21 protein-coding genes are annotated in these 20,667 nt (G+C 70.4%); 14 read left to right on the top strand and 7 right to left on the bottom strand.

Annotation, left to right across the window (positions count from 1 at the left end):
* Window positions 1-30 precede the first annotated feature (30 nt).
* Window positions 31-1,287, bottom strand: a complete 1,257-nt coding sequence (locus ACFWX1_RS09760; RefSeq protein WP_378385705.1) for an erythromycin esterase family protein — start codon at window positions 1,285-1,287, stop codon at window positions 31-33.
* Window positions 1,288-1,495: 208 nt separating this feature from the next.
* Here ACFWX1_RS09760 and ACFWX1_RS09755 point away from each other — a divergent pair, with 208 nt between their 5' ends.
* Window positions 1,496-1,981, top strand: coding sequence for an SRPBCC family protein (locus ACFWX1_RS09755; protein ID WP_378385703.1), 486 nt, complete (start codon window positions 1,496-1,498; stop codon window positions 1,979-1,981).
* On the opposite strand, the gene ACFWX1_RS09750 is transcribed toward ACFWX1_RS09755, so the two are convergent.
* From ACFWX1_RS09750 to ACFWX1_RS09740, 3 genes are read right to left on the bottom strand one after another with little or no spacing between them, the layout of a single operon-like run.
* The gene (locus ACFWX1_RS09750) at window positions 1,982-2,980 is read right to left on the bottom strand and encodes a methyltransferase (RefSeq protein ID WP_378385701.1); all 999 of its coding nucleotides are present in this window, start codon (window positions 2,978-2,980) and stop codon (window positions 1,982-1,984) included.
* 34 nt (window positions 2,981-3,014) lie between these two features.
* Window positions 3,015-3,338, bottom strand: a complete 324-nt coding sequence (locus ACFWX1_RS09745) for a GerW family sporulation protein (RefSeq protein ID WP_378385699.1) — start codon at window positions 3,336-3,338, stop codon at window positions 3,015-3,017.
* 59 nt (window positions 3,339-3,397) lie between these two features.
* Entirely contained in the window at window positions 3,398-4,672 is a 1,275-nt protein-coding gene (locus ACFWX1_RS09740) for an MFS transporter (RefSeq protein WP_378385697.1), read from the bottom strand.
* A 109-nt stretch (window positions 4,673-4,781) separates the two neighbouring features.
* Here ACFWX1_RS09740 and ACFWX1_RS09735 point away from each other — a divergent pair, with 109 nt between their 5' ends.
* The 13 genes from ACFWX1_RS09735 (at window position 4,782) to ACFWX1_RS09675 (ending at window position 18,959) form a co-directional block, all read left to right on the top strand.
* Window positions 4,782-5,573 (top strand): IclR family transcriptional regulator, encoded by a 792-nt coding sequence (locus tag ACFWX1_RS09735; RefSeq protein WP_378385695.1) that lies wholly within the window; start codon window positions 4,782-4,784, stop codon window positions 5,571-5,573.
* Between the two features lie 125 nt (window positions 5,574-5,698).
* A complete protein-coding gene (locus ACFWX1_RS09730) occupies window positions 5,699-7,276 on the top strand; it encodes an ABC transporter substrate-binding protein (protein WP_378385693.1) in 1,578 nt (525 codons plus the stop codon).
* Between the two features lie 22 nt (window positions 7,277-7,298).
* The gene (locus ACFWX1_RS09725; protein ID WP_378385691.1) at window positions 7,299-8,261 is read left to right on the top strand and encodes an ABC transporter permease; all 963 of its coding nucleotides are present in this window, start codon (window positions 7,299-7,301) and stop codon (window positions 8,259-8,261) included.
* Complete coding sequence (locus ACFWX1_RS09720; RefSeq protein ID WP_378385689.1) at window positions 8,258-9,136, top strand: ABC transporter permease; 879 nt, start codon at window positions 8,258-8,260, stop codon at window positions 9,134-9,136. The genes ACFWX1_RS09725 and ACFWX1_RS09720 overlap by 4 nt, the downstream gene beginning before the upstream one ends.
* Entirely contained in the window at window positions 9,133-10,710 is a 1,578-nt protein-coding gene (locus ACFWX1_RS09715; RefSeq protein ID WP_378385687.1) for a dipeptide ABC transporter ATP-binding protein, read from the top strand. The genes ACFWX1_RS09720 and ACFWX1_RS09715 overlap by 4 nt, the downstream gene beginning before the upstream one ends.
* Window positions 10,707-11,690 (top strand): Gfo/Idh/MocA family protein, encoded by a 984-nt coding sequence (locus tag ACFWX1_RS09710; RefSeq protein WP_378385685.1) that lies wholly within the window; start codon window positions 10,707-10,709, stop codon window positions 11,688-11,690. The genes ACFWX1_RS09715 and ACFWX1_RS09710 overlap by 4 nt, the downstream gene beginning before the upstream one ends.
* Entirely contained in the window at window positions 11,687-12,409 is a 723-nt protein-coding gene (locus tag ACFWX1_RS09705) for a creatininase family protein (RefSeq protein WP_378385683.1), read from the top strand. Before ACFWX1_RS09710 ends, ACFWX1_RS09705 begins: the two co-directional genes overlap by 4 nt.
* Complete coding sequence (locus ACFWX1_RS09700; RefSeq protein WP_378385681.1) at window positions 12,406-13,170, top strand: amidohydrolase family protein; 765 nt, start codon at window positions 12,406-12,408, stop codon at window positions 13,168-13,170. The genes ACFWX1_RS09705 and ACFWX1_RS09700 overlap by 4 nt, the downstream gene beginning before the upstream one ends.
* Window positions 13,167-14,279, top strand: coding sequence for a mandelate racemase/muconate lactonizing enzyme family protein (locus tag ACFWX1_RS09695; RefSeq protein ID WP_378385679.1), 1,113 nt, complete (start codon window positions 13,167-13,169; stop codon window positions 14,277-14,279). Before ACFWX1_RS09700 ends, ACFWX1_RS09695 begins: the two co-directional genes overlap by 4 nt.
* On the top strand, window positions 14,276-15,151 hold the full coding sequence (locus tag ACFWX1_RS09690) for an amidohydrolase family protein (RefSeq protein ID WP_378385677.1): 876 nt from the start codon (window positions 14,276-14,278) through the stop codon (window positions 15,149-15,151). The genes ACFWX1_RS09695 and ACFWX1_RS09690 overlap by 4 nt, the downstream gene beginning before the upstream one ends.
* Window positions 15,148-15,912: an amidohydrolase family protein gene (locus ACFWX1_RS09685; protein ID WP_378385675.1), complete on the top strand. Its 765-nt coding sequence runs from the start codon at window positions 15,148-15,150 to the stop codon at window positions 15,910-15,912. The genes ACFWX1_RS09690 and ACFWX1_RS09685 overlap by 4 nt, the downstream gene beginning before the upstream one ends.
* Window positions 15,909-16,841, top strand: coding sequence for a dihydrodipicolinate synthase family protein (locus ACFWX1_RS09680; protein WP_378385673.1), 933 nt, complete (start codon window positions 15,909-15,911; stop codon window positions 16,839-16,841). Before ACFWX1_RS09685 ends, ACFWX1_RS09680 begins: the two co-directional genes overlap by 4 nt.
* A gap of 27 nt (window positions 16,842-16,868) precedes the next feature.
* Window positions 16,869-18,959 carry a hypothetical protein gene (locus tag ACFWX1_RS09675; protein WP_378385671.1) on the top strand — a complete coding sequence of 697 codons (2,091 nt, stop codon included), beginning with the start codon at window positions 16,869-16,871 and terminating at the stop codon, window positions 18,957-18,959.
* Between the two features lie 3 nt (window positions 18,960-18,962).
* Here the strand turns inward: ACFWX1_RS09675 and ACFWX1_RS09670 are convergent, their stop codons facing one another.
* From ACFWX1_RS09670 to ACFWX1_RS09660, 3 genes are all read right to left on the bottom strand, one after another.
* Window positions 18,963-19,193, bottom strand: a complete 231-nt coding sequence (locus ACFWX1_RS09670) for a hypothetical protein (RefSeq protein WP_378385669.1) — start codon at window positions 19,191-19,193, stop codon at window positions 18,963-18,965.
* Window positions 19,194-19,241: 48 nt separating this feature from the next.
* The gene (locus ACFWX1_RS09665; protein WP_378385667.1) at window positions 19,242-19,550 is read right to left on the bottom strand and encodes a hypothetical protein; all 309 of its coding nucleotides are present in this window, start codon (window positions 19,548-19,550) and stop codon (window positions 19,242-19,244) included.
* Window positions 19,551-19,683: 133 nt separating this feature from the next.
* Window positions 19,684-20,466 (bottom strand): BTAD domain-containing putative transcriptional regulator, encoded by a 783-nt coding sequence (locus tag ACFWX1_RS09660; RefSeq protein WP_378385665.1) that lies wholly within the window; start codon window positions 20,464-20,466, stop codon window positions 19,684-19,686.
* Window positions 20,467-20,667 lie beyond the last annotated feature (201 nt).

Here is a 20,667-nt window from a genome sequence, read left to right as displayed (position 1 = left end):
TCCCCGGGGTGGGGCGCACACGGCACTCGCTCAGCCGACCTCCTTGAGAAAGGCGATGCCGTCGGTTTTCTCGAAATGTCCGGGGTCGAGCGGGAAGTAACCCGGGTGGACCGGCGTTTCGACACGGGGCGCCGGAGTGACACCCGCCTTTCGCAATGCCTCGGCCAGCCGCGAAGAGTCGATGAGGTACCCGTTCTCCGGAAGTGACGCCAGCACGCCTTCGAGGGTGTCCTCTCGCGGCGAGCCGAGGCCGTGCGCGGGCGCGCTGCCCACGGCCATGGCGATGAAGGCGTACCGATCGTGCAGCCGCGTACCGGCGAGCGCGCCCGCGCTCCACCAGTCCAGTACCCGCCCGCCCATGGTCATCCTGCTCTTGTCCCGTTGCAGGTGGAGGTTGTGGGCGAACACCATGGCAGGCCCCCGCCGCTGCTGTTCGTCCACAATGGATTCGAGATTCGCGGCCATCATGCCGTCACGCAGGCTGGTCAGCCGGGTCAGCCGTGCGGGCGAGGGATCGGCCATCGCCGCGTGGTAGCGGAGCAGGCCCGTGGCCGTCCTGGCGTACAGCTGTGCTTCCCACCACGCGGTGGGTGAGGTCGCGGCGAGCAGGTGCGGGGATTCCGTGTGGCACAACGCCTGCAGGTCGTCGGCGATCAGGCGCAGCTTGGCGACGTCCTCGGAGGAGCCGACCGAGGCCGCGGGGTCGTACATCGCCGCCGGATCGGTCCAGCGCTCGTCGGCGCCGGCGAGTCGTTCGATGGTTTCGGCGGTGCAGGGCAGCAGCGCGGGATCGACGTGTGCCGCGAGGTAGCCGTGGAGTGCGGTGAGCGCCTGTCGCGGGCCGGCGGCGCCGGTGATCTCCGTCGGCGCGTCGAAACCATAGAACCGCAGCCGGTCTTCGTCCGCGCGGCCCTGGTTGTGGTCGCGCATCCAGCGGACGAGTTCGCGGTTTCCCGCCGCGGCGCCGAAACCGTGACTGAAACCGTCCCGCATGACGTCGTCGAGGTTTCCGGTTCCGCCGGCGACGAACCGGTCGACGATCATCCCCGCCAGGCAGTCGCTCTCCAGGGCGATCGACCGGTACCCCTCGTACTCGGCCAGGTGCCGGAACAGCCGGTTGCGCAGCAGGAGAAACGATTCCTCCCCGTGCAGGGGCTCGCCGAAGCCGAGCAGGCGAGGGCGGGTGGTGAGCGAGGGCAGGAACTGGGCCAGCACGGCTCCGATGTCGGTGCCGTGGCCTTCGGCGAAGGCCCAGCCGGCGTCCTGGATCGAAGGGCCAGAGGTCATCTCGAATCCTGTTCTTCTCGGGGTTCTGCGATGCCTTCGACCGTATCGTTGAACTATAAGTATAAACTTTCTTCGCTTCTCTGGTGGCTGACGCTGACCAACCCTCAACAGCGGGGCGAGGCTTGAGGTCAGGTGACGTGTTCTCCCGCGTTGCGGCGCCGGGCCGCGCGTATTGTCGCGTGCCGGGGCCGCTGGTTACTTTTCCCGGGTGGATCCGACGATTTCGCGCAGTGTGTACGTCGCCGCCGAGCCGCGAGCCGTGTGGTCGATGGTGACCGACCTGCCGCGGATGGGGCGCTTCAGCCCGGAGAACGCGGGCGGCGCCTGGGTCGGTGGTGCCACCGGACCCGCGCTCGGTGCGAAGTTCCGCGGCACCAACCGCAACGGTGCCAAGCAGTGGTGGACGCGGGTCACCGTCATCGCCTGCGAACCGGGTCACTGGTTCGCCTTCGACGTGCGCAGCCCGTTCGGGATGCGGGTTTCCCGCTGGGCCTACCAGCTCACCCCGGCCGAGGGCGGCTGCGTGCTCACCGAGCACTGGTACCGGGTCGGCAACTGGTTCGTCCGCCGGTTCCTCGGCCCGAAGGTGACCGGCCGCGCCGACCGGCCGGGGTTCAACGCCGGCTCCATCGAGCACACCCTGGCCGCGGTCAAAACCCTTGCCGAAGCGGCGAAACCGGTGAGTCCTTCCTGATCAGCCGGTGCGGCGGAATTCCAGCAGGCAGCGCTGGCCGGTCAGGTCGGTCACGGCGTCGAGCACCAGCCCGTGGGCCGCGGCGAGAGCCCGGAACTCGTCGACCCGGCGCTCGCGGCCGCCGAAGATCACGAGCATGGCCAGGTCGAACTCGGTGTCGGCGTGCCGTCCGCCGACCGGTTCGATGACCAGCACGCGGCCGCTCCGGGGAACGGCTTCGACGCAGCGAGCCAGGATCCGGTGCGCGTGCTCGTCGTCCCAGTCGTGCAGGATGTCGCACAGCAGATAGGCATCCGCCCCGGCGGGAAGCGGATCGAAGAAGCTGCCCGCGGTCACCTGGGCACGGTCCCCGACGTCGTGCGTGGTGAAGGTGCGGAGGGCTTCGGTCGCGGTGGGATCGACGTCGAGGAGGTGCCCGCGGAGCCGGGGATGCGCGGCCAGGATCGCGGCGAGGAGCGTGCCGTGGCCACCGCCGACGTCGACGATGGCGGGGAAGCGATCCCAGTCGTAGCCGGCCACGATCCCCGGGATCTGGGTGCGGAAGCGGTCGGTCATCTGCTGGTCGAAGGACGCGCGGAGACCGGGATTCCCGGCGAGGTCCGCCCAGAAATCCTGGCCGTAGCGCCGTGCGTAGCCGCCATCGCCGGTGGTGACGCTGTGCAGGAGTTCGGTGAACGCCAGCTCGGCGCGGCCGCCTGCCATGTCCAGGTGCAGGAAGTTGGTGAGGCCGTTGCCGGCGTCGGTGCAGAGGGCCGTCCCGTAGCCGGTCGTCCGGTAGCCGGTGGGCGTGTGCTCGACGACTCCGAGGGTCGCGAGATGGCCCAGCAGGAGACCGAGCGCGACCGGTGACACGCCGGATTCCGTCGCGACCTGCTCGGTGGTGGCGCCGTCACCGCGCAGCCGGTCCGGCAGGCCCAGTGTCACCGCGACACGCAGCGCCATCGGCGTGGCGAGTCCGGCCAGCTTCCGGATTTCGGCGATGTCGTCGTGTTCCGTCACGAAGATCAACGATGCCAGGCCGGTCAACCGGAAATCAGCCGCGTTTCGCCCGCACGATGCTCCGGTGGGCGAGCAGGCAGGTGATCACGGCGGCCCCGGCGGTGGTCACCAGCCGGGTCACGTCGACGGCCGGCACCCAGCGGACCCGGCCGCGTTCGACGACGAAGGCACCGACCGGCCGCGCGAAGTACCCCAGGCCGAGCCCCTCGCCCTCCGGGAGGTCCTGTCCGCCGCCACCGCCGCCGAACACCCGCGCCGCCGGGATCACGGTCACCTCACCCTGTTCGACCGGCTCGCCGAAGACGGCCCGCGCCGAAACCGCCGTGCGCAGGGTAGTCATCAGATCTTCGAGTTTCATCGCCCACCTCCCGAGCGGGCGAGCTTAGCGCCCGGCGGCACGTTTTCGCTGCCGCCGGATCACGTCGTCACGGGTGGAGCGACGTCGGCGGAGTCGGTGTAGGCCCGCTCGACGGTGGCGCGGTCGAAGACGTGCCAGGTCGCCGCGGTCACGATCGCGGCGACCACGAATCCCGCCCAATACGGTGTGGTGAGGCCGAACTTCGTCGCGACAACGCCGCCCAGCAGCGCGCCGGCGCAGTTGCCGCCCGCGATGACGAACAGGCTGGTGCTGCCGACCCGGCCCAGCATGCCGGGCGGGGTCAGGCGCTGCTGCAGGGAATTGCCGACGATGCTCCACAGCGATCCGTGCATACCGAACAGGAAGAGCACGAAACCGATGAACCAGGCGTTCCGCGAGGCCGCGAGGGCGAGGTGGGTCCCGGCCTCGACGACCAGGCCGAGCCGGAGCGTCCAGGTGGCGGTGACCCGGCGGATGATCCGGTCGCCGACGAGCGAGCCGAGCACGCCGCCGACGGCCATGCAGGTGAACAGCAGGCCGTAGCCGACCGAATCGAGCCCGAGCCGCTCCCTGGCGAGCAGGACCAGGACGGCGGTCGCCGCGGTGAGGGTCAGGTTCAGCAGGCCGATCAGCGTCACCATCGTCCGCAGCAGCCGCTGGCCCATCAGCCAGCGGAACCCCTCGGCGAGTTCCCGGCGTACCGACCGCGGTGGCGCGACGGCTGCCGTGTCCGGGGGACGCCGTTCGGCGCGGTAGACGCCGGTGACGAGAGCGATCAGGATCGCGCTCACCGCGTACGTCGCCGCGTTGACGAAGAACGGGATGCTCGCCGCGACGACGAACAGGAAACCGCCCAGCGGGCCCGCGATCATGTGCTGCATCAGCGTGACGCCGCCGAGCAACCAGCCGTTCGCCCGGTCGAGGCGGGCACGCGGGACGACCGAGGGGAGCATCGCCCTGCTCGCCGAGCGGAACACGACCTCGCCGGTGTTGACGACGAACAAAACCGTGTACAGCAAGGGAATTCCGCTGGTGCCGGTGGCGATCGCGACGGCCAGCACGAGCAGCGCGGCGACCCGGGCCCAGTCGATCACGATCATCAGCCGCCGCCGGTCCACCCGGTCGACCAGCACACCGCCGGGCAGCGCGAACAGCAGCCACGGCAACCAGGACACCGCGGCCGCGGCGGACACCACCAGCGGGTCGTTCGTGCGCGACGCGACGAGCAAGGGCGCGGCGACGGTCGCCAGGCCGCTGCCCAGCGCCGACGTCGTGCTCGCGGCCCACAGCCTGGCGAAGCGCCCGCCCAGCCGCGCCGTCCCCTCCCCGGTCACGAGATCGACGCTAGCAGGGCCCGGTGCCGCTCACCGGAGGTTTCTCTGTCGGCGGACACGTAGTATCCCTATTCCGAAAACGGCTTCGGGAATACGAAGGATCGCGGTGATGGGGATGGCAGCGGGCAAGGGGACGCCGGAGCGGCCGGCCTCGCCGTCGGCGGACCGCGTTCTGACGGTGCTGGAAACACTGGTCGCGGCCGAGGGCGGGCTCACCCTCACCGCGCTCGCGAAGGCGACGGACATCTCGCTCGCCACGTGCGCGTCGGTGGTCTACACCCTCGAACAGCGGGGCTACGCCGCACGCCGGGTGGTCGGCCGCAGTCATTTCTGGCGGCCGACGATGCGGCTCTACGACCTCGGCGCGTCACTCGTCCGGCAGGGGGATCTCGCCGGCATCGCGGGTCCGCATCTGCGAGTGCTCGCCGACGAGCTGAAGATGCCCGCGCACGCCGGAGTTCTCGACGGCGCGTCGGTGGTGTACGTCGCGAAGGCGGCGACGTCCGGGTTCATCCAGTTCGACACCTATCCCGGCAAGGTGTCGCCGTTCAACCTCACCGCGCTCGGCCGCGCGATCGCCGCGCACCTGCCCGAAGCGGACCTCGAGCCGCTGCTTTCCCGGCTGACGCCCGGCACCGGACCCAAGGCGAAAAGGCCGACGCCACGGGCGTTCCGTGCCCAGCTCGCCAAGGTGCGCCAAGCGGGTTACGCGGTGGAGGACGAAGAGGAAGAGGCCGGGATCGCCTGTGTCGCCGCACCGGTTTTCAACGCCGAAGGCCGGGTCGTAGGTTCGATCGGGGTCACCGGTTTCTCCCGCGAACTCGTGAAGCGGCGTCTCGCCACGGCGGCGGGACTCGTGGTCGGCCAGGCCGGGGAGATCTCCGCGGGACTCGGCTTCTGAACCGGTGCCGAACCAGTACGGCCTTGCGTCGCCGGACGCGGGCGGCTTACTCTTTTTCAGCTGGCAGAAGATATTTTCGAAATGGCGAGAGTTTCCCGGAGCGGCGTCCCTGTGTGGAGGTAGCTGTGCGGGCACAACGTGGTTTCGCTGTCCTGGGTGTGTCGGTGGCCGTCGCGGCCGTGCTCGCGGCGTGCGGTGGGGGTGGTCCGGGCGGGCCCGAGGTCACGGCGTCCGCGAAGAGCGGGCAGGGCGCGATCAAGGACGGCGGCACACTCGTGTACGGCCAGACCGACGGCGTGACCCAGCTCGATCCGAACAAGATCTCCAGTGCCGCGCAGACCCAGTTGCAGACGTTGCTGTGGAACGGGTTGACGAGGTGGGCGCCGGACAACTCGGCGCGCCCCGACCTCGCCGACTCGTGGACGCACACCCCGGACTTCCGGCAGTGGACCTTCCGGCTGCATCCGGGAGTCCAGTACCACAACGGAAAACCGTTTACCGCCGGGGCGGCGAAGAAGAACTTCGACCGGGTGCTGGCCCCGGATTCGACGGCGCAGGTGGCCGCGAAGATCGCCATGGTCTCCAAGGTGACGGCGCCGGACGACACCACGCTGGTGCTCGACCTGAAGTCCCCGAATCCCGAACTCGCGGTCGATGTCATCGACGTCAAGATGACCGATGTCGACGACATCGCGAACGTGAACAGCACGGCGAACGGCACTGGTCCGTACAAGCTCAAGGCGTTCGTCCCCGACCAGACCGTGGACCTGGTGCGCAACGACGCCTACTTCCGGGGCAGGCCCCATTTCGACGGCGTCCGGATCGCCCGCTACGCCGACGCCACCGCGGCGCAGACGGCGGTGCGCTCCGGCGACCTCCAGGTACTCGGCGCGGTCGCGCCCGACACGGTCAAGAACCTCGCCACCGGCGGCCGCCAGCTGCTCACCGCCGCCGAACCGGCCGGGTACGTCGTGTGGGAGCTGGACACCACGTCCCCGCCGTTCGACAAACCCCAGGCGCGGCAAGCACTTTCGTACGCGGCGAACCGCGCGGTGATGATGGACGCGGCGTACGTCGGCTACGGCGTCCCGGCACCGGGGAACGTGCCGGTCAACCCGAAGAACCGGTTCTACGACGCGGCCTTGCCCGCGCAGGGGTTCGATCTCGAGAAGGCGAAGCGGCTGTTCGCCGAGGCGGGTGTCCACGAGGGGAGCACGCTGGTCTTCTGGACCAAGGCGGGCAGCAACCCGGAGTGGACCACGATCGCGCAGATCCTGCAGGAGGACCTCAAGAAGATCGGGATCGGCCTCGACATCCGCAGCACCGAGAACAGCACGTGGAGCGCGAAGTTCTACCCCAAGGGCAAACGGTACCCGAACACGATCGCGGCCAACTACGTGTCCTTCACTCCGCTGCCCGACGCCTATGCGTTGTCCTGGTTCGCGGGCCGATCTGGGACCTGTGAGTGCAACTGGGTGGCCCCCAGGGAATACGACGACGCCGTCGCGGTCGTCGAGTCCACAGGGGACGGTCCGGCGCGGGACGCGGCGTTCCGGACCGCTCAGGAGGTGCTGAACCGGGAGAGCCCGGTCGTGGTCCTCGGCAGCACCGCGTTTTTGTCGGTGGCCGCCGCTAACGTGCGTGGTGCCTGGGTTCAGGCCGAAGGAACGCTGCATCTGGAGGAAGCCGGGTTCGCGGCGTAACACGTACGGAGAGGGGGCGGCGATGGGCAGGTACATCCTGCGGCGCGCGGGCGTCAGCGCGCTGATGCTCGTCGGCGTGTCCGTGCTCGTCTTCGTGGTGCTGCGCCTGCTCCCCGGTGATCCGACGGTGACGAAAGTCGGTGCGGCGCAAGGCATCGACCCGAAGGCACTGCTGCGGCTGCGCACCGAGCTCGGGCTGGAGGACCCGCTGCCGGTGCAGTACTGGCACTGGATCACCGGTCTGCTCACCGGTGATCTCGGCCGGTCGTACTTCAGCCAGTTCGACGTCGGCACGCTCATCGGGCAGCGGCTGGGCCCGACGCTGGAACTGTCCTTCGCCGGCGTGCTGCTCGCGGTCGTGCTCGCGCTGGTCCTGTCGGTGCTGCCGACGATCCTGCGTGGTCGCTGGCTGGGCCGTCTCGTCGGCGGGTACACCACGCTGGGCATGGCGGCTCCGCCGTTCGTGTTCGGGATCGTGCTCATCGCACTGTTCGTCGTCAAGCTAGGCTGGCTGCGCAACGAAAACTACGTCGCCCTTTCGGCGGACTTCGCGGGCAATCTCCGGGTGCTGCTGTTGCCCACGCTGACGCTGGGCATCTGCCTGTCCGCCCCGCTGATCCGGTACCTGCGCGCCACACTGTCCGAAGTGGAGGATTCGCGGCACGTCCGCACCGCGGCCGGCAAGGGCCTCCGGCGGCGGGCGGTGGTGCTGCGGCACGTGCTGCCGAACGCGTTGCTGCCCGCGCTGACCTCGCTGGGCGTCACCGTCGGGCAGGTGCTCTCCGGCGCGGTCGTGGTGGAGTTCGTCTTCCGCTGGCCGGGGCTCGGTTCGCTGATCGTGGACTCGGTGTACAAACGGGACTACGCGGTCATCCAGAGCACGGTGCTGTTGCTGGCGGCGGTGTTCGTCCTGGTGAACCTTCTCGTCGACGTGCTGTACGGCGTCCTCGACCCACGGCTGCGAGTGGGGGAGGCGGTGGCGTGAGCACTCTCGATCTGTCCGATATGGACGGTGTCGGCACCGCGGGTCGCGGTGTCCTGCGCCGGTTCCTGGCCCGGCCACCCGCCGTCGCGGCGCTGGCGGTGCTCGGTGTGTTCGTCCTGCTCGCGATCATCCAGCCGTTCGCACTGGCCTCTCCGACGCGGATCGAGGCGCGGAACAAGTTCGCGGCGCCGAGTCTCGCGCATCCGTTCGGCACCGACGAACTGGGCCGGGATCTGCTGTCCCGCGTCGCGCAGGCCGGTCAGCTGTCGCTCGGGTTCGCGGCGGGCGCGACGGCGGTCGCGATGGTGCTGGGCGTCGCGTGGGGGATCCTCGCCGCGGCCCGGCCGGGCTGGCTCGACGAGGTGCTGATGCGCGTCGCCGAGGCCGCGCTGGCGATCCCGACGTTGCTGTTCGCGCTGGTGTTCGTGGCGGCGTTCGGGTCGGGCATCCTGGCCATGACGATCGTCGCCGGGCTGCTGATGTCCCCGCTCACCGCGCGGATCACGCGGTCCGCGGTGCTCGCCGAGCTGAAGGCGGAGTACGTGCACGGGCTGGCCGCGGTCGGCGCGTCGCGGCTCCGGATCCTGTTCGCCGAAGTACTGCCGAACGCGGTCCCGGCCCTGCTGGCGCAGGCCTCGCTCAACGTCGCGACATCCCTGATGCTGGAGGCCACGCTGAGCTTCGTCGGGCTCGGCATCCAGCCGCCCGACGCCTCGTGGGGCACCCTGCTGAAGGTCGGCTACGACCGGCTGTACGAGTCGGTCTGGTACCCGCTGATGCCCGCGTTGCTGATCATCGCGGCGATCGCGGCGCTGAACACCGTCGGCGACCAGCTCCAGCGCACGCTGCGGAGCAGCTTCCGGAGCGGCCGATGACGCACGAAGTGCTGCGGCTGGAAGAGCTGTCCGTCGGCGTGCGCGGGCGGCCGATCGTGCACGAGGTGAACCTGACGCTGCGTTCGGGCGAGCGGGCGGCGCTGGTGGGGGAGTCCGGGAGCGGCAAGACCATGACGGCGCTGGCGGTCCCGCGGCTCAACCCCGCGGGCGTCACGGTCACCGGCGGCCGGATCCTGCTCGACGGCGCCGACCTGACGGCCGCGAGCGAACGCGAACTGGAAGGAGTGCGGGGCCGCCGGATCGCGATGGTCTACCAGGATCCGTTGTCCTGCCTCAATCCCGTGCGCACGATCGGTGCGCAGCTCGCCGAGGCGATCCGCGCGCACCGGGACGTCCCCGCCGGGGAGGCCCGCGCTCACGCGGTCCGGTTGCTGGAGGAGGTGGGGGTCCCGGACGCGGCGAAGCGGGTTCGGGACTATCCGCACCAGTTCTCCGGCGGGATGCGGCAGCGGGTGATGATCGCGATGGCGATCTCGTGCGAGCCGGACGTGCTCATCGCCGACGAGCCGACCACCGCGCTGGACGTCACCACCCAGGCCAGGGTCCTGCGGCTGCTCGGCACGCTGGCCGAACGGCGGGGGATGGCGGTCCTGTTCATCACGCACGACCTCGCGGTGGCTTCGGCGCTGTGCCAGCGGATCCACGTGATGCGGGCGGGCCGGATCGTCGAATCGGGCGGGCTGCGGGAGGTGCTCGCCGCGCCGCGGCACGAATACACCCGGCAGCTCGTCGGCTCGGTGGTCACCCTGGACGCGGCCCCGGCGAAGGCGCGCCCCGCGGCCGACGACGTGCTGGTCGAGGCCGACGGGCTGGTCCGCCGGTTCGGCACCGGGGTCACGGCCGTGGACGACGTGTCGCTGAGCGTCCGGCGCGGGGAGACCTTCGGGCTGGTGGGGGAGTCGGGGTCGGGCAAGTCGACGCTGAGCAGGCTGCTGCTCGGCCTGGACACCCCGACGGCGGGTTCGGTGCGGTTCCGCGGCACGGATCTGGCCTCGCTGCGGCGGAGCGATCTGCGGCGCCTGCGCCGGGAGATGCAGATCGTCCTGCAGGACCCGGTCGGCTCGCTCAACCGGCGCAAGACCGTCGAGCACATCGTCGGGCTTCCCCTGCTCGTCCACCGGAAGGCGGCGAAGCGGGAGCTGCGGCGGCGGGTGGCCGAACTGCTGGACCTGGTCGGGTTGCCCGCGTCGTTCGCGGGCCGTTATCCGCACGAGCTGTCCGGCGGTCAGTGCCAGCGGGTGAACATCGCCCGCGCGCTCGCCCCCGAGCCGTCGTTGCTCGTGCTGGACGAGGCGGTCTCGGCGGTCGACGTGGTGATCCAGGCGCAGATCCTCGAACTGCTCCGCGAACTCCAGGCCCGGCTCGGGCTGACCTGCCTGTTCGTCTCCCACGATCTCGCGGTGGTGCGGTACCTGGCGCCGCGGCTCGCGGTGATGTACCGGGGCCGGATCGTCGAAACCGGTACCAGGGAGGAGATCTTCGGCGCACCGAAGCACGCCTACACCCGGTCGCTGATCGCCGCGATCCCCGCGCTCGAGGGGGTGACGGGATGATCGGCGTGGCGCTGGTGGGGCTCGGGGACATCGCCCTGCGGGCGCATCTGCCCGCCCTGCTGCGGAATCCGGACGTCGAGGTGGCGGCGCTGGTCGATCCCGACCCGGCCCGTCGGGCGCTCGCGGCGGCGCACGCCCGTGCCCCGGTGGCGAAGGACGTCCGTGCCGTGCTCGGCGATCCGGCGGTGCGGGGCGTGGTGCTGGCGACGCCGCCGTGGGCGACCACGGAGTTGATCACCCAGGTGGCCGCGGCGGGCCGGTACGTGCTCGCCGAAAAGCCGGTCGCGACGTCGCTCGAAGCGGCGAGAACGCTCCTCGAACTACCCGAGGAGCAGCGGCGACGCGTCCAGGTCGGCCTCACCTACCGGCACGATCCGGCGCTGGAGCTGCTCGGCGACTGGCTGCGATCCGGCTTGCTCGGCACGCCGCTGCTCGTCCGCACACACATCTACGACGAACGACGCGACCCGGCCGACCCCGCGCACGCCCGGCGCATCGAGGAAACGCTGCGGCACGGGCTGCCGCTGGTCCACGAGGGCGCGCACGTCTTCGACTGGTTCCGCGTGCTCTTCGGCCCACCCGAGGGCGTCGACGATGCCTGGACGCTGGCCACCCGGGACGGCCTGCCCGCGCCGAACCTGTGCGGGGCGCGGCTGCGCTATCCACAAGGGACGGTCGTGCTGGCCGAGTTCGGCTGGCTCACCGACGCGCCGCCCCGGTGCGAGATCAGCGTCCTCGGCGATCGTGGCCACGTCCTGCTGGACGGGCGGACCTTCGAGATGGAGCTCAGCACCGAAAGGGGTGTCGAACGGTTCGGCTTCGAACCGGACCGGACGACGCGGTGTTTCGACCGGCAGCTGGCCCGGTTCGCCGAGCTGATCACCGGCGTACGCGACGAAGCCGTCCCCGATCTCGAAGCTGGTGTCGCCACGCTCGTCCTCGCCGAACGCATCACGAAGCTCCTGGAGGGACGACGATGACGCTGCTGTTCTGGGCCGAAAGCACCCGCGAGGAACTGCGGGAAGCGCTGCCGGAAAGCCTGGTCGTGCTGCCCATCGGCGCGACCGAGCAGCACGGCCCGCATCTGGCCACCGGGACCGACGCCGCGATCGTCAAGACGATCTGCCGCTTCGCCGTCGTCCGCGCGGCCGATTCGGCGCGGCTCGTGCTCGCGCCGGCGCTCCGGTTCGGTGTGTCGGACCATCATCTGCCGTTCGGCGGAACGTTGTCGCTGTCCCCGGAGACCGCGATCGGCGTGCTCACCGACCTGGCCCGGTCCATTGCAGAGTGTGGCGGGCGCAGGCTGGTGATCGTCAACGGCCACGGCGGGAACAGGGGCGTGGCCCAGGTGGCCGCGGCGAAGATCGCCTCCGCCTGCGACATGACCGTGTCGGTGATCCACTACTGGGAGCTGATCGCGGACGGAGGAGGCACGCCGATCCCCGGGCACGCGGGGGAGTTCGAAACGGCGATGCTGTTCGCGCTCCGGCCGGAGTTCGTCCGGCGACGACGGCCGAGAACACTGCCGGATGAGTCCGATGTGGACGGTGTAGAGGTGCACGAGGCCGCGGCGTGGCGGCGGATCGACGGCTACACCGACGATCCCACGCGGGCGACGCACGAGCGGGGGATGGAGTGGCTGGACGAATGCCTCGGCGCGCTGGCCGAACGGCTGATCGCACTGGCGAACCGGCCATGATCGACTTCCACACCCACACCCCCGCGTGGCACACCGGCACCTGGCTCGGCGGCACCGAGTTCGGCCCGCCCGAGTTCCTGGCCTTCCTCGACACCGCCGGCATCGACGCCGCGGTGCTGCTCGCCCACGACGGGCTGTTCAACGCCACCCCCGAGTCGAACGACGAACTGGCCGCGTTCGCCGCCGCGGACCCGGCCAGGATGATCGGCTTCGGCACGGTGAACCCGCGGCACGCGAACGCGGTGGACGAAACGCGCCGGTGTTTCGCGGAACTGGGCCTCGGCGGGCTGAAACTGCATCCGTGGCTGCAGGGCTTCAGCATGCACGAGAAGGCGCTGGACCCGATCTGCGAGGTCGTCACCGAGGCGGGCGGCATCCTGCTCTCGCACGACGGCACCCCGCCGTACTCGACACCCGCGCAGATCGCCGCGCTCGCCCGCCGTCATCCCGCGCTGCCGGTCGTGCTCGGCCACGGCGGGCTGCACGACTGCTGGCGAGAGGCCCTCGTCGTGACGTGCGAAACCGAAAACCTGTACCTGTGCCTGTGTGGCACTCCGCCGTACGCCGCCCGGCGCATCCTCGCCGCCGCGCCGCCGGGCAAGGTGCTGTTCGGCACGGACGCCGGGCTGTCGGACAAGGCCGGGCAGGACTACGCCGTCGCCAGGGTCGCCGAGATCGACGGCTGGGGCATCACCGAACGGCAGCGCGAGGACATGCTCGTGCACAACCCCCGGCGCCTGCTGGGAGGGAGGCTCCGGTGAAGCCCCATACGGCCAGGATCGCGGCGGTCCAGACCGCCCCGGTGACGATGGACGCCCATCCCGATCTCGTGGTGCACGGGGCGAAGGGAGCACACGACCGGTCGGATTTCCTCCTGGTCCGGGTCGTCACCACCGACGGCGTCGAAGGATACGGCGAGGTCAGCGCGACACCGCTGTGGAGCGGTGAGGACGGCGTGAGCGCGCGGCACTTCATCGCGCAGCTGCTCGCGCCCGCGCTGCTGGGCAGGCCGCTGGCGCCGGTGGGTGCGCTGGAGTCCATTATGGACACGGTGCTCGCGGCGAACCCGTTCACCAAGGCCGGAGTGTCGATAGCGCTGTGGGACGCGTTCGCGCGCACGCTCGGCCTCCCGCTGTCCGTGGCGCTCGGCGGCCCGTACCGCGACGAGGTACCGATCAAGCTGTCCCTCTCCGGCGATGGTGACCGCCTGGACAAGGCGTACGAAACGGCGTCACGAGCGGGATTCCGCGCGTTCAAGGTCAAGGTGGGGCTCGGTGTGCCGGGAGATCTGGCGCGGATGGCACGGGCACGCGAACTGGCCGGGCCGGACGCGTTTCTGGGCATGGACGCCAATGGCGGCTGGAGCCGGGCCGAGGCCGGGGCGGCGCTGCGCGGGCTGGCGGAGTCCGGCCCGGCCTTCATCGAACAGCCGGTCGCGCCCGGCGACCTGGCGGGCATGGCGGCTCTCCGCTCGGCAGGCTTGCCGGTGGTGGCCGACGAGGCGGTGTTCGGCACCGGCGACCTGCTGCGGCTCGCGCGCGCGGACGCGGCCGACGTGGTCAGCGTGTACGTCGGGAAGGCGGGCGGGCCCGGTCGCGCGGTCGCGCTGGCGCGGCTCGCCGAGGCGTCCGGTCTCGACGTCCTGATCGGCTCCAACGGTGAGCTGGGCATCGGCGCGGCAGCACAGCTCCACGTGGCGTGTGCGTTACCCCGGCTGTCGGCGTTCCCCTCGGACATCATCGGGGCGCATTACTACGCCGAGGACGTCCTGGCGGAACCACTGGACAGCGACGGCACCCGGGTCCGGCTCGGCGACGGCGCCGGGCTGGGTGTGGTGCCCAGGAACGACCTGCGCGGGAGGTTCACGTGATCGTCGACGTCCACACGCATACCCCGACCCACCGGGACGCGGTGCCGGAAAGCGAACGCCGGGTGTACGAGAACTGGCGTACCGACCGGCCGGTGACGACCACGAACTCGTGGGCCGATTACGACACCGCGATGGCCGAAGCCGACGTCGCGATCGTCTTCAACATCGCGGTGGACGATCCCGAAACCATGACAGGGCTACCGTACCCGCCGGAGCGCACCAACGACGCGACAGCGGAGTTCGTGGCCGCCGACCCGGCCCGCCGCATCGGGTTCCTCTCGGTGAACCCGTTGCGGGACAACGTCTTCGAGGAGACCGAGAGGTGCAGGGAACTCGGCCTCGCCGGGGTCAAGCTCGGCCCGAACTACCAGGACTTCGATCCGCTGGGGGAGCCCGCGCTGGCCTTCTACGCCTACTGCGAGCGGCACGGGCTGCCGATCCTGTTCCACCAAGGCGCGTCGCCGATGCGGCACGCGCCGCTGCGCTACACCTATCCGCTGGTCACCGACGAGGTGGCGCTGCGGTTCCCGGAACTGCGGATCGTCATGGCGCATATGGGACATCCGTGGGGCACCGAGACCGTGGTGACCATCCGCAAGCATCCGCACGTGTACGCGGACGTGTCCTCGATCTACCTGCGGCCCTGGGTGTGCTACCAGTCGCTGCTGGCCGCCGTCGAATGGGGCTGTACCGGGAAACTGTTGCTGGGCAGCGATTTCCCGATCGCGGACACCGGCGAGGCGATGGCCGGGCTGCGCCGGGTCAACGACATCCTCGCAGGCACGAAGCTGCCCCGGGTGCCGGAGGAGACCATCGAGCGGATCATCCACGCGGACGCGCTCGGCGCGCTCGGGCTGGAGGTTCCCTCGTGACTCCCGTCATCGACGCGCACGTCCGGCTCGGCACCGGCCGCGAGGTCGCCCTCGACGCCGAAACCCTGTTGTCCACTATGGACAGTATCGGCATCGACCGGGCCCTGATCGCCCCGGACGAACGGTGCACCGCGGTCGCCAACGCCGAGGGCAACGACGTGGTGACCCAGGCGGCGCGGGAATCCGGCGGGCGGTTGTCCGCCTACGCGGTGGCGAACCCGTGGCGGGGCGCGGCGGCGCTCGCCGAGCTGGCACGAGCGGCCGAGGCGGGTGCGGTGGCGCTGGCGGTCGACCCGGTGCTGCAGGGCTTCGACCTGCTCGACGGGCTCGTGGACCCGCTGCTCGCGTTCGCCGCCGAGCGCGGCTGGTTCGTCTACGTCCGCACCGGCACCCCGCCGAGCGCGCTCCCGCTCCCGCTGGCGAGTCTTGCCCGGCGGCATCCCGGCGTGCGGTTCCTGATGGGCCGCAGCGGTGCCACCGACTTCTGGATCGACGCCGCGCCTGCGCTGTGGTACGCGCCGAACCTCTACGCCGACACGGCGTACGCACCGTGGGACACCGTGCTCAGCGAGTTCGCGCGAGACCCCGGGATCGGGACATCACGGGTGATCTTCAGTACGGATTCCCCTTATACCGTCCCGAAAACCGAGGTGACCCGAGTACGGGACTGGACCATCGGCGAGGACGAGCGCGCGGCCGTGCTCGGCGGGACGCTGCTCGGCTTGCTCGGGGCAGCGCAGCGAAGGGAGGAGCGCCGATGACCGCCACGCAGGCACCGCCGGTGCGGGGAGTCTCGCCGGTGTTGCAGGTGCCCTTCACCGAGGACGGCGCGGTCGACGTCCCCGGCTTCCACCGGGTGGTGCGGCATGTGCTCGGCACCGGCGTGACCAGCGTGATGTTCCCGGGCTTCGCCTCGGAGTTCCACAAGCTCGACGAGTCCGAGCGCACCCGGCTCACCGCGATCCTGCTGGCGGAGACCGCGGCGGCGGACGGCGTCTCCGCGATCATCGCGGTGCAGGACCACGCGACCCGGCTGGCGGTCGCCAGGGCCCGCGCCGCGGTGGACGCGGGCGCCGACCTGGTCAACCTGCTGCCGCCGCATTTCCTCGCCCCGTCCCGGCGGGCGATCCTCGAGCACGTCGGCGCGGTGCTGGCCGCGGTCGCGCCGACCCCGGTCGTGCTGCAGTACGCGCCGTCCGAGACGGGCACCAGCCTCGACGGCGCGGCACTGTCCGCACTGGCCCGCGAACACCCGAACCTGCGGCTGGTGAAGGTCGAGGCCAGCCCGCCCGGCGCGTTGATCGCCGAACTCGCCGCGGGTGATCCACCACTGCCCGCCGTGGAGGGGTATGCGGGTGTGCAGCTGCCCGACGCGTTCCGCCGCGGCGCGGTCGGGACCCAGCCCGGCTGCTCGTTCACCGAGATCTACGTCGAGATCTGGCGGCGGTTCGCCGGCGGCGATCACGCCGGCGGGGACGAGCTGCACCGGCGGCTGCTGCCCTACATCTCGTACTGGATGCTCGACCAGGAGCTGATCATCGCCGCGGAGAAGCTGATCTCGGTGCGGCGCGGCCTGTTCGGGAGCGCTCACTGCCGCGAGCCGGGGCACCGGCTCGACGGCGAGGAGACCGCCATGGTCGGCCGGTTCCTCGCCGAGTTCGAAGACCTGTTGCCCCCACTGGATTTCTGAGAGGTACCGACCAGGCTGGAGGAAACCATGCGCGGTCCCCACCGTACGTCGACACTGGCTCTCCTACTCGGCTCGTGTGTGGCGCTCGCCCTCACGGCGTTCGCGCCGGCTGTGGCGGCCCAGCCCGATCCGGGCACCCGGCGGGTCAAGGCCGCTTCACTGGCCGAAATCCGCCGGTCCGTGGTGCCCGAAGGCGGGATCAAGGCGGCGATGACGGGCGGGAACACCGTCTACGCCGACGTCCGGGAGCGGAATCCCCGCGCCGACGGCTACCGGCACATCGACTCGCCGCGGCTCGTGGCGAAGCTGAGACGCGAGGGCCTGAACACCTACGTCTACGGGATCTGGGATTCGCCGACGGACTGGGACGACCTGCGCACCGAGTTCGCTCCCGCGGCCGCCGCCGCGGGCATCAGGATCTGGGTGTACGTCGTTCCGCCGTCGGAGTGTTTCGACGATCCGGTCCCGTCCCGCAGCGGGCGGTGTTCGCGACCGTACAAACTGGACTTCGTCCGCTGGGCGAGCGAGATCGCCCAGCTGTCGGTGCGGTACCCGAACGTGGTGTCGTGGGCGATCGACGACTTCATGATCGGCGAGAACAGCAAGCTCTTCACCCCGGAGTACATGCACAAGATCGTCGACGCGCAGGACGCGGTCAACCCGAAACTGGGGTTCTACACGACCGCCTACTACTCGGACGCGATCAGCCCGGCGTTCTACGAGCGCTTCGCCCCGTTCATCGACGGCATCGTGTACCCGTACCTCGGCTTCAACAGCAACACCCAGGACCCCACGGCGGTCAAGCCGAACCTGGACGCCATAGTGGCGCAGGCGGCACCTCGCGACATGGGAGTGCTGTTCCTCTTGTACACCAACAGATTCCTGGACGCCGCGTTGCCGCCCGACGAGACGTACGTGGCCGCGTCGATCGAGGCGGCCATGCCCTACGTGCGGGACGGCCGGATCCTCGGGATCAACAACTACGGCCTGCCGCTGGGGGACAAGCCGAACATCACGGCGGGCAACAGGGCCGCCCACGGCATCGGCAGGCTGAGCGTGGCGCTCGCCTCCTTCAGCGGGACCAAGCCCGGGGATTACGCCGGAGCCGAGCAACGCGTGCGAGTCGACGAAGCGGCGCCCCGCAAGTCGTTGTCCTTTGTGGACTACGACGGCTATTACGGTAACCTCGGCGGCGCCGGCCACCACTTCAAGCAACTGCTCGTCGATGGGGCCGTCGCCTGGGAATCCGATGTCGCCGATCCGGGCGGGTTCGGCTGGGTACGGCACACCGTGGACCTGACGGAAGCCTTACGGGGCAAGACATCCGCGACCATCGTGCTGCGGATCCTCGACAAGAACGGCGTCGGCGACTTCCCGCTCGACGTCGGCTTCGACGACGTCACCGGTGAAGGCGTCGAGGTGGTGAACGGCGGTTTCGAGGGTGACCGCGGCTGGAAGCTCGTCGCCGACAACCACGCGCTGCTGCCGTCGTTCGACCGCTACGCCAAGGATCGCCCGGCCCGGATCCGGGAGGCCGTGGCGACGACGTTGCGCGGGCTGCCGTTCGTGAACCGGCCCTTCCCGCCGGAACCGCCGACGCGCGGCTACCGCACCGACAACAGCGCGATGTACGGCGACGGGAGGCTCAGTTTCTCCGTCCCGGAACGGACTCCGACGAAGGCGGGCGCCTGCGCTTCGGCGAGCCAGCTCGTCACGGTGGACAAGGGCTCGGCGCGGTACGAGGTGTCGTTCTGGGACCACGACCAGTACGCCAAGACGCCGGTAGCGCAGGGCCATTTGTTCAAGCGCGTGCTGGTGGACGGCAACCTCGTCTACGACCACGACGTCGCCGACTGGTGGGCGGGGCTGTGGATGAACGGCGAGTCCGCGCAGGGCCCGATCGACGTCACCGAGTTCGTACGGGGCAAGGACAAGGTGACCTTGTCGTTCCAGCTCTGCACCGGCACCCCGGCGGCCGACCTGGCCATCGACGTCGGAGTGGACAACGTCGAAACGATTGGGCTCGCGGTGCGCAATCCCGGTTTCGAAACCTCCGGCGGATGGACGCTGAAAACCGAAGATCCCGCGGTGACCCCGGCCATCAGGATCGTGCGCTGAGGATCAGGGGTTCCGCTCACCCTCGAGGCGGGCCTGCTCGGTCAGTTCCGGGTAGGCCTCGCCGTCCTCGGGATCCTCCTGGAGCAGGGAAATCGACCACGGGATGGGGCACGGCGGAGTGTGGCCGGGGTCGGGACACAGCATTCTCGCGATGCGTTCCCTGATCTCCTCGGCCTGCCGCCGGGTGGTGTGCATCCCCAGCCGGATTTCCCAGATGCTTGCTTCTTCGGACATCCCCTACCCCATGGTTGAACGGGGCGAGCCGGGCTCGCCCCGCCGACGTTACCAGGTCCGCTTGGCGTCGCAATGACGCTTGTAGTGTCCCTGCGGGACCGGGACGTTGCGCTTGGCGTCCTTGATGGCGTCCTCCCGGGTCTTGCCCACGCCGTCGGCACGCTCGTACCCCGTGACGTGGTTGTCGCTGATGCGCACGATCTGGCACTGCACGGTGGCGTGCCAGGTCTTCAGGATGCCGGCCCCGGTTTCCGGGGCGGCCGGTGCGAGCGTGCCCGCTGACGCGGCCGGTGCGGCGAGCCCGCCGATCGCGAGCGCGAGAGCCCCGGCGATCAGCCCGTTGCGAAGCATTTTCACGATGGTTCCTCCTTGTCGGTGTGGTGTCCGGGCACCTCCGACCTTTGCAGCCCGGCCGGCCGCCGGGGACCGTTGGCAGTGCGATTGGCAGTCCGCTGGCAGCTGTGGCGTCCACTGTGGACGGAATAGCGGGTCACCGGGAAAGGAGCTGGGGCACCTCCACGGCGGGCGCGGCCACCCGGCCGGACAGCGGTGCGGACAGAGGTGCGGCCAGCGTCGGGTCCGCGGCGAGGATCTGCCGGTGCAGCTCGCACAGCCGGGCTTCGGGATCGACACCGAGGTTCTCGAGCAGATGGGTGCGGATCCGCAGGTAGTGGTTCAGCGCGTCGGCGACGCGGCCCGACCGGTAGAGGGCCAGCATGTACTGGGCCGCCACCCGTTCGTCCAGCGGGTACTCCGCCGTGCGGGCCGACAGCCCGGCCACCAGGTCTTCGCCGTGCCCCAGCCGAAGCAGCGCCTCCGTGTAGTCCCCTTCGGCGTTCAGCCGGGCCTGGTGCAGCCGGTTGCGCTCGACCTCGGCCCATTCCCCGCCGAGCCCGGTCAGCGCGTCGCCCCGCCACAGGCCCAGCGCCTCCGCCAGCAGCTCGGCGACTCTGCGATCGTGCCCGGCACACGTGTGGGCGGCCGCGCACAGGTCGTGGAAGCGCTGCCGGTCGATCGCCGCCGGGTCGGCCGCCAGCAGATAGCCGCCCGACCGCCGGACCACGCTCACCGCGTCCAGCCCGGCGAGCGCGTGCCGCAGGCGGGACAGGTAGTTCGACAGTGTCGCCCTCGCGCGCAACGGCGGGTCCTGCCCCCAGACCCGCTGGATCAGCCGATCGACCGACACCACGTGATCGACGTCCACCGCCAGCGCGGCCAGCACACACCGTTGTCTCGCCGGCCCCAGCTCGATCGCGCGGTCATCGACGGACACGCCGAATTCCCCCAGAAAATGAAACTTCACCATCTCAGCCACCCCCTGTCGCCGATACCTCCCAAGGCTTGGATACCGGACCTGGCCTGCGCGTTGTAGAAACCTGGCGATGGTTCACACGATCGGTGGCACACCATTGCCTCGGTGTCCGGGCGCCGCGCGCGATCCCCCCCGCGGGCGGTTTTTACGCGGATACCTTGA

The sequence above is a fragment of the Amycolatopsis sp. NPDC059021 genome, from assembly GCF_042739895.1.
In the GTDB taxonomy this organism is placed as follows: domain Bacteria; phylum Actinomycetota; class Actinomycetes; order Mycobacteriales; family Pseudonocardiaceae; genus Amycolatopsis.
The sequence above is the reverse complement of the archived record's forward strand: the minus strand, read 5'-3'. Positions and strand labels throughout refer to the sequence as shown.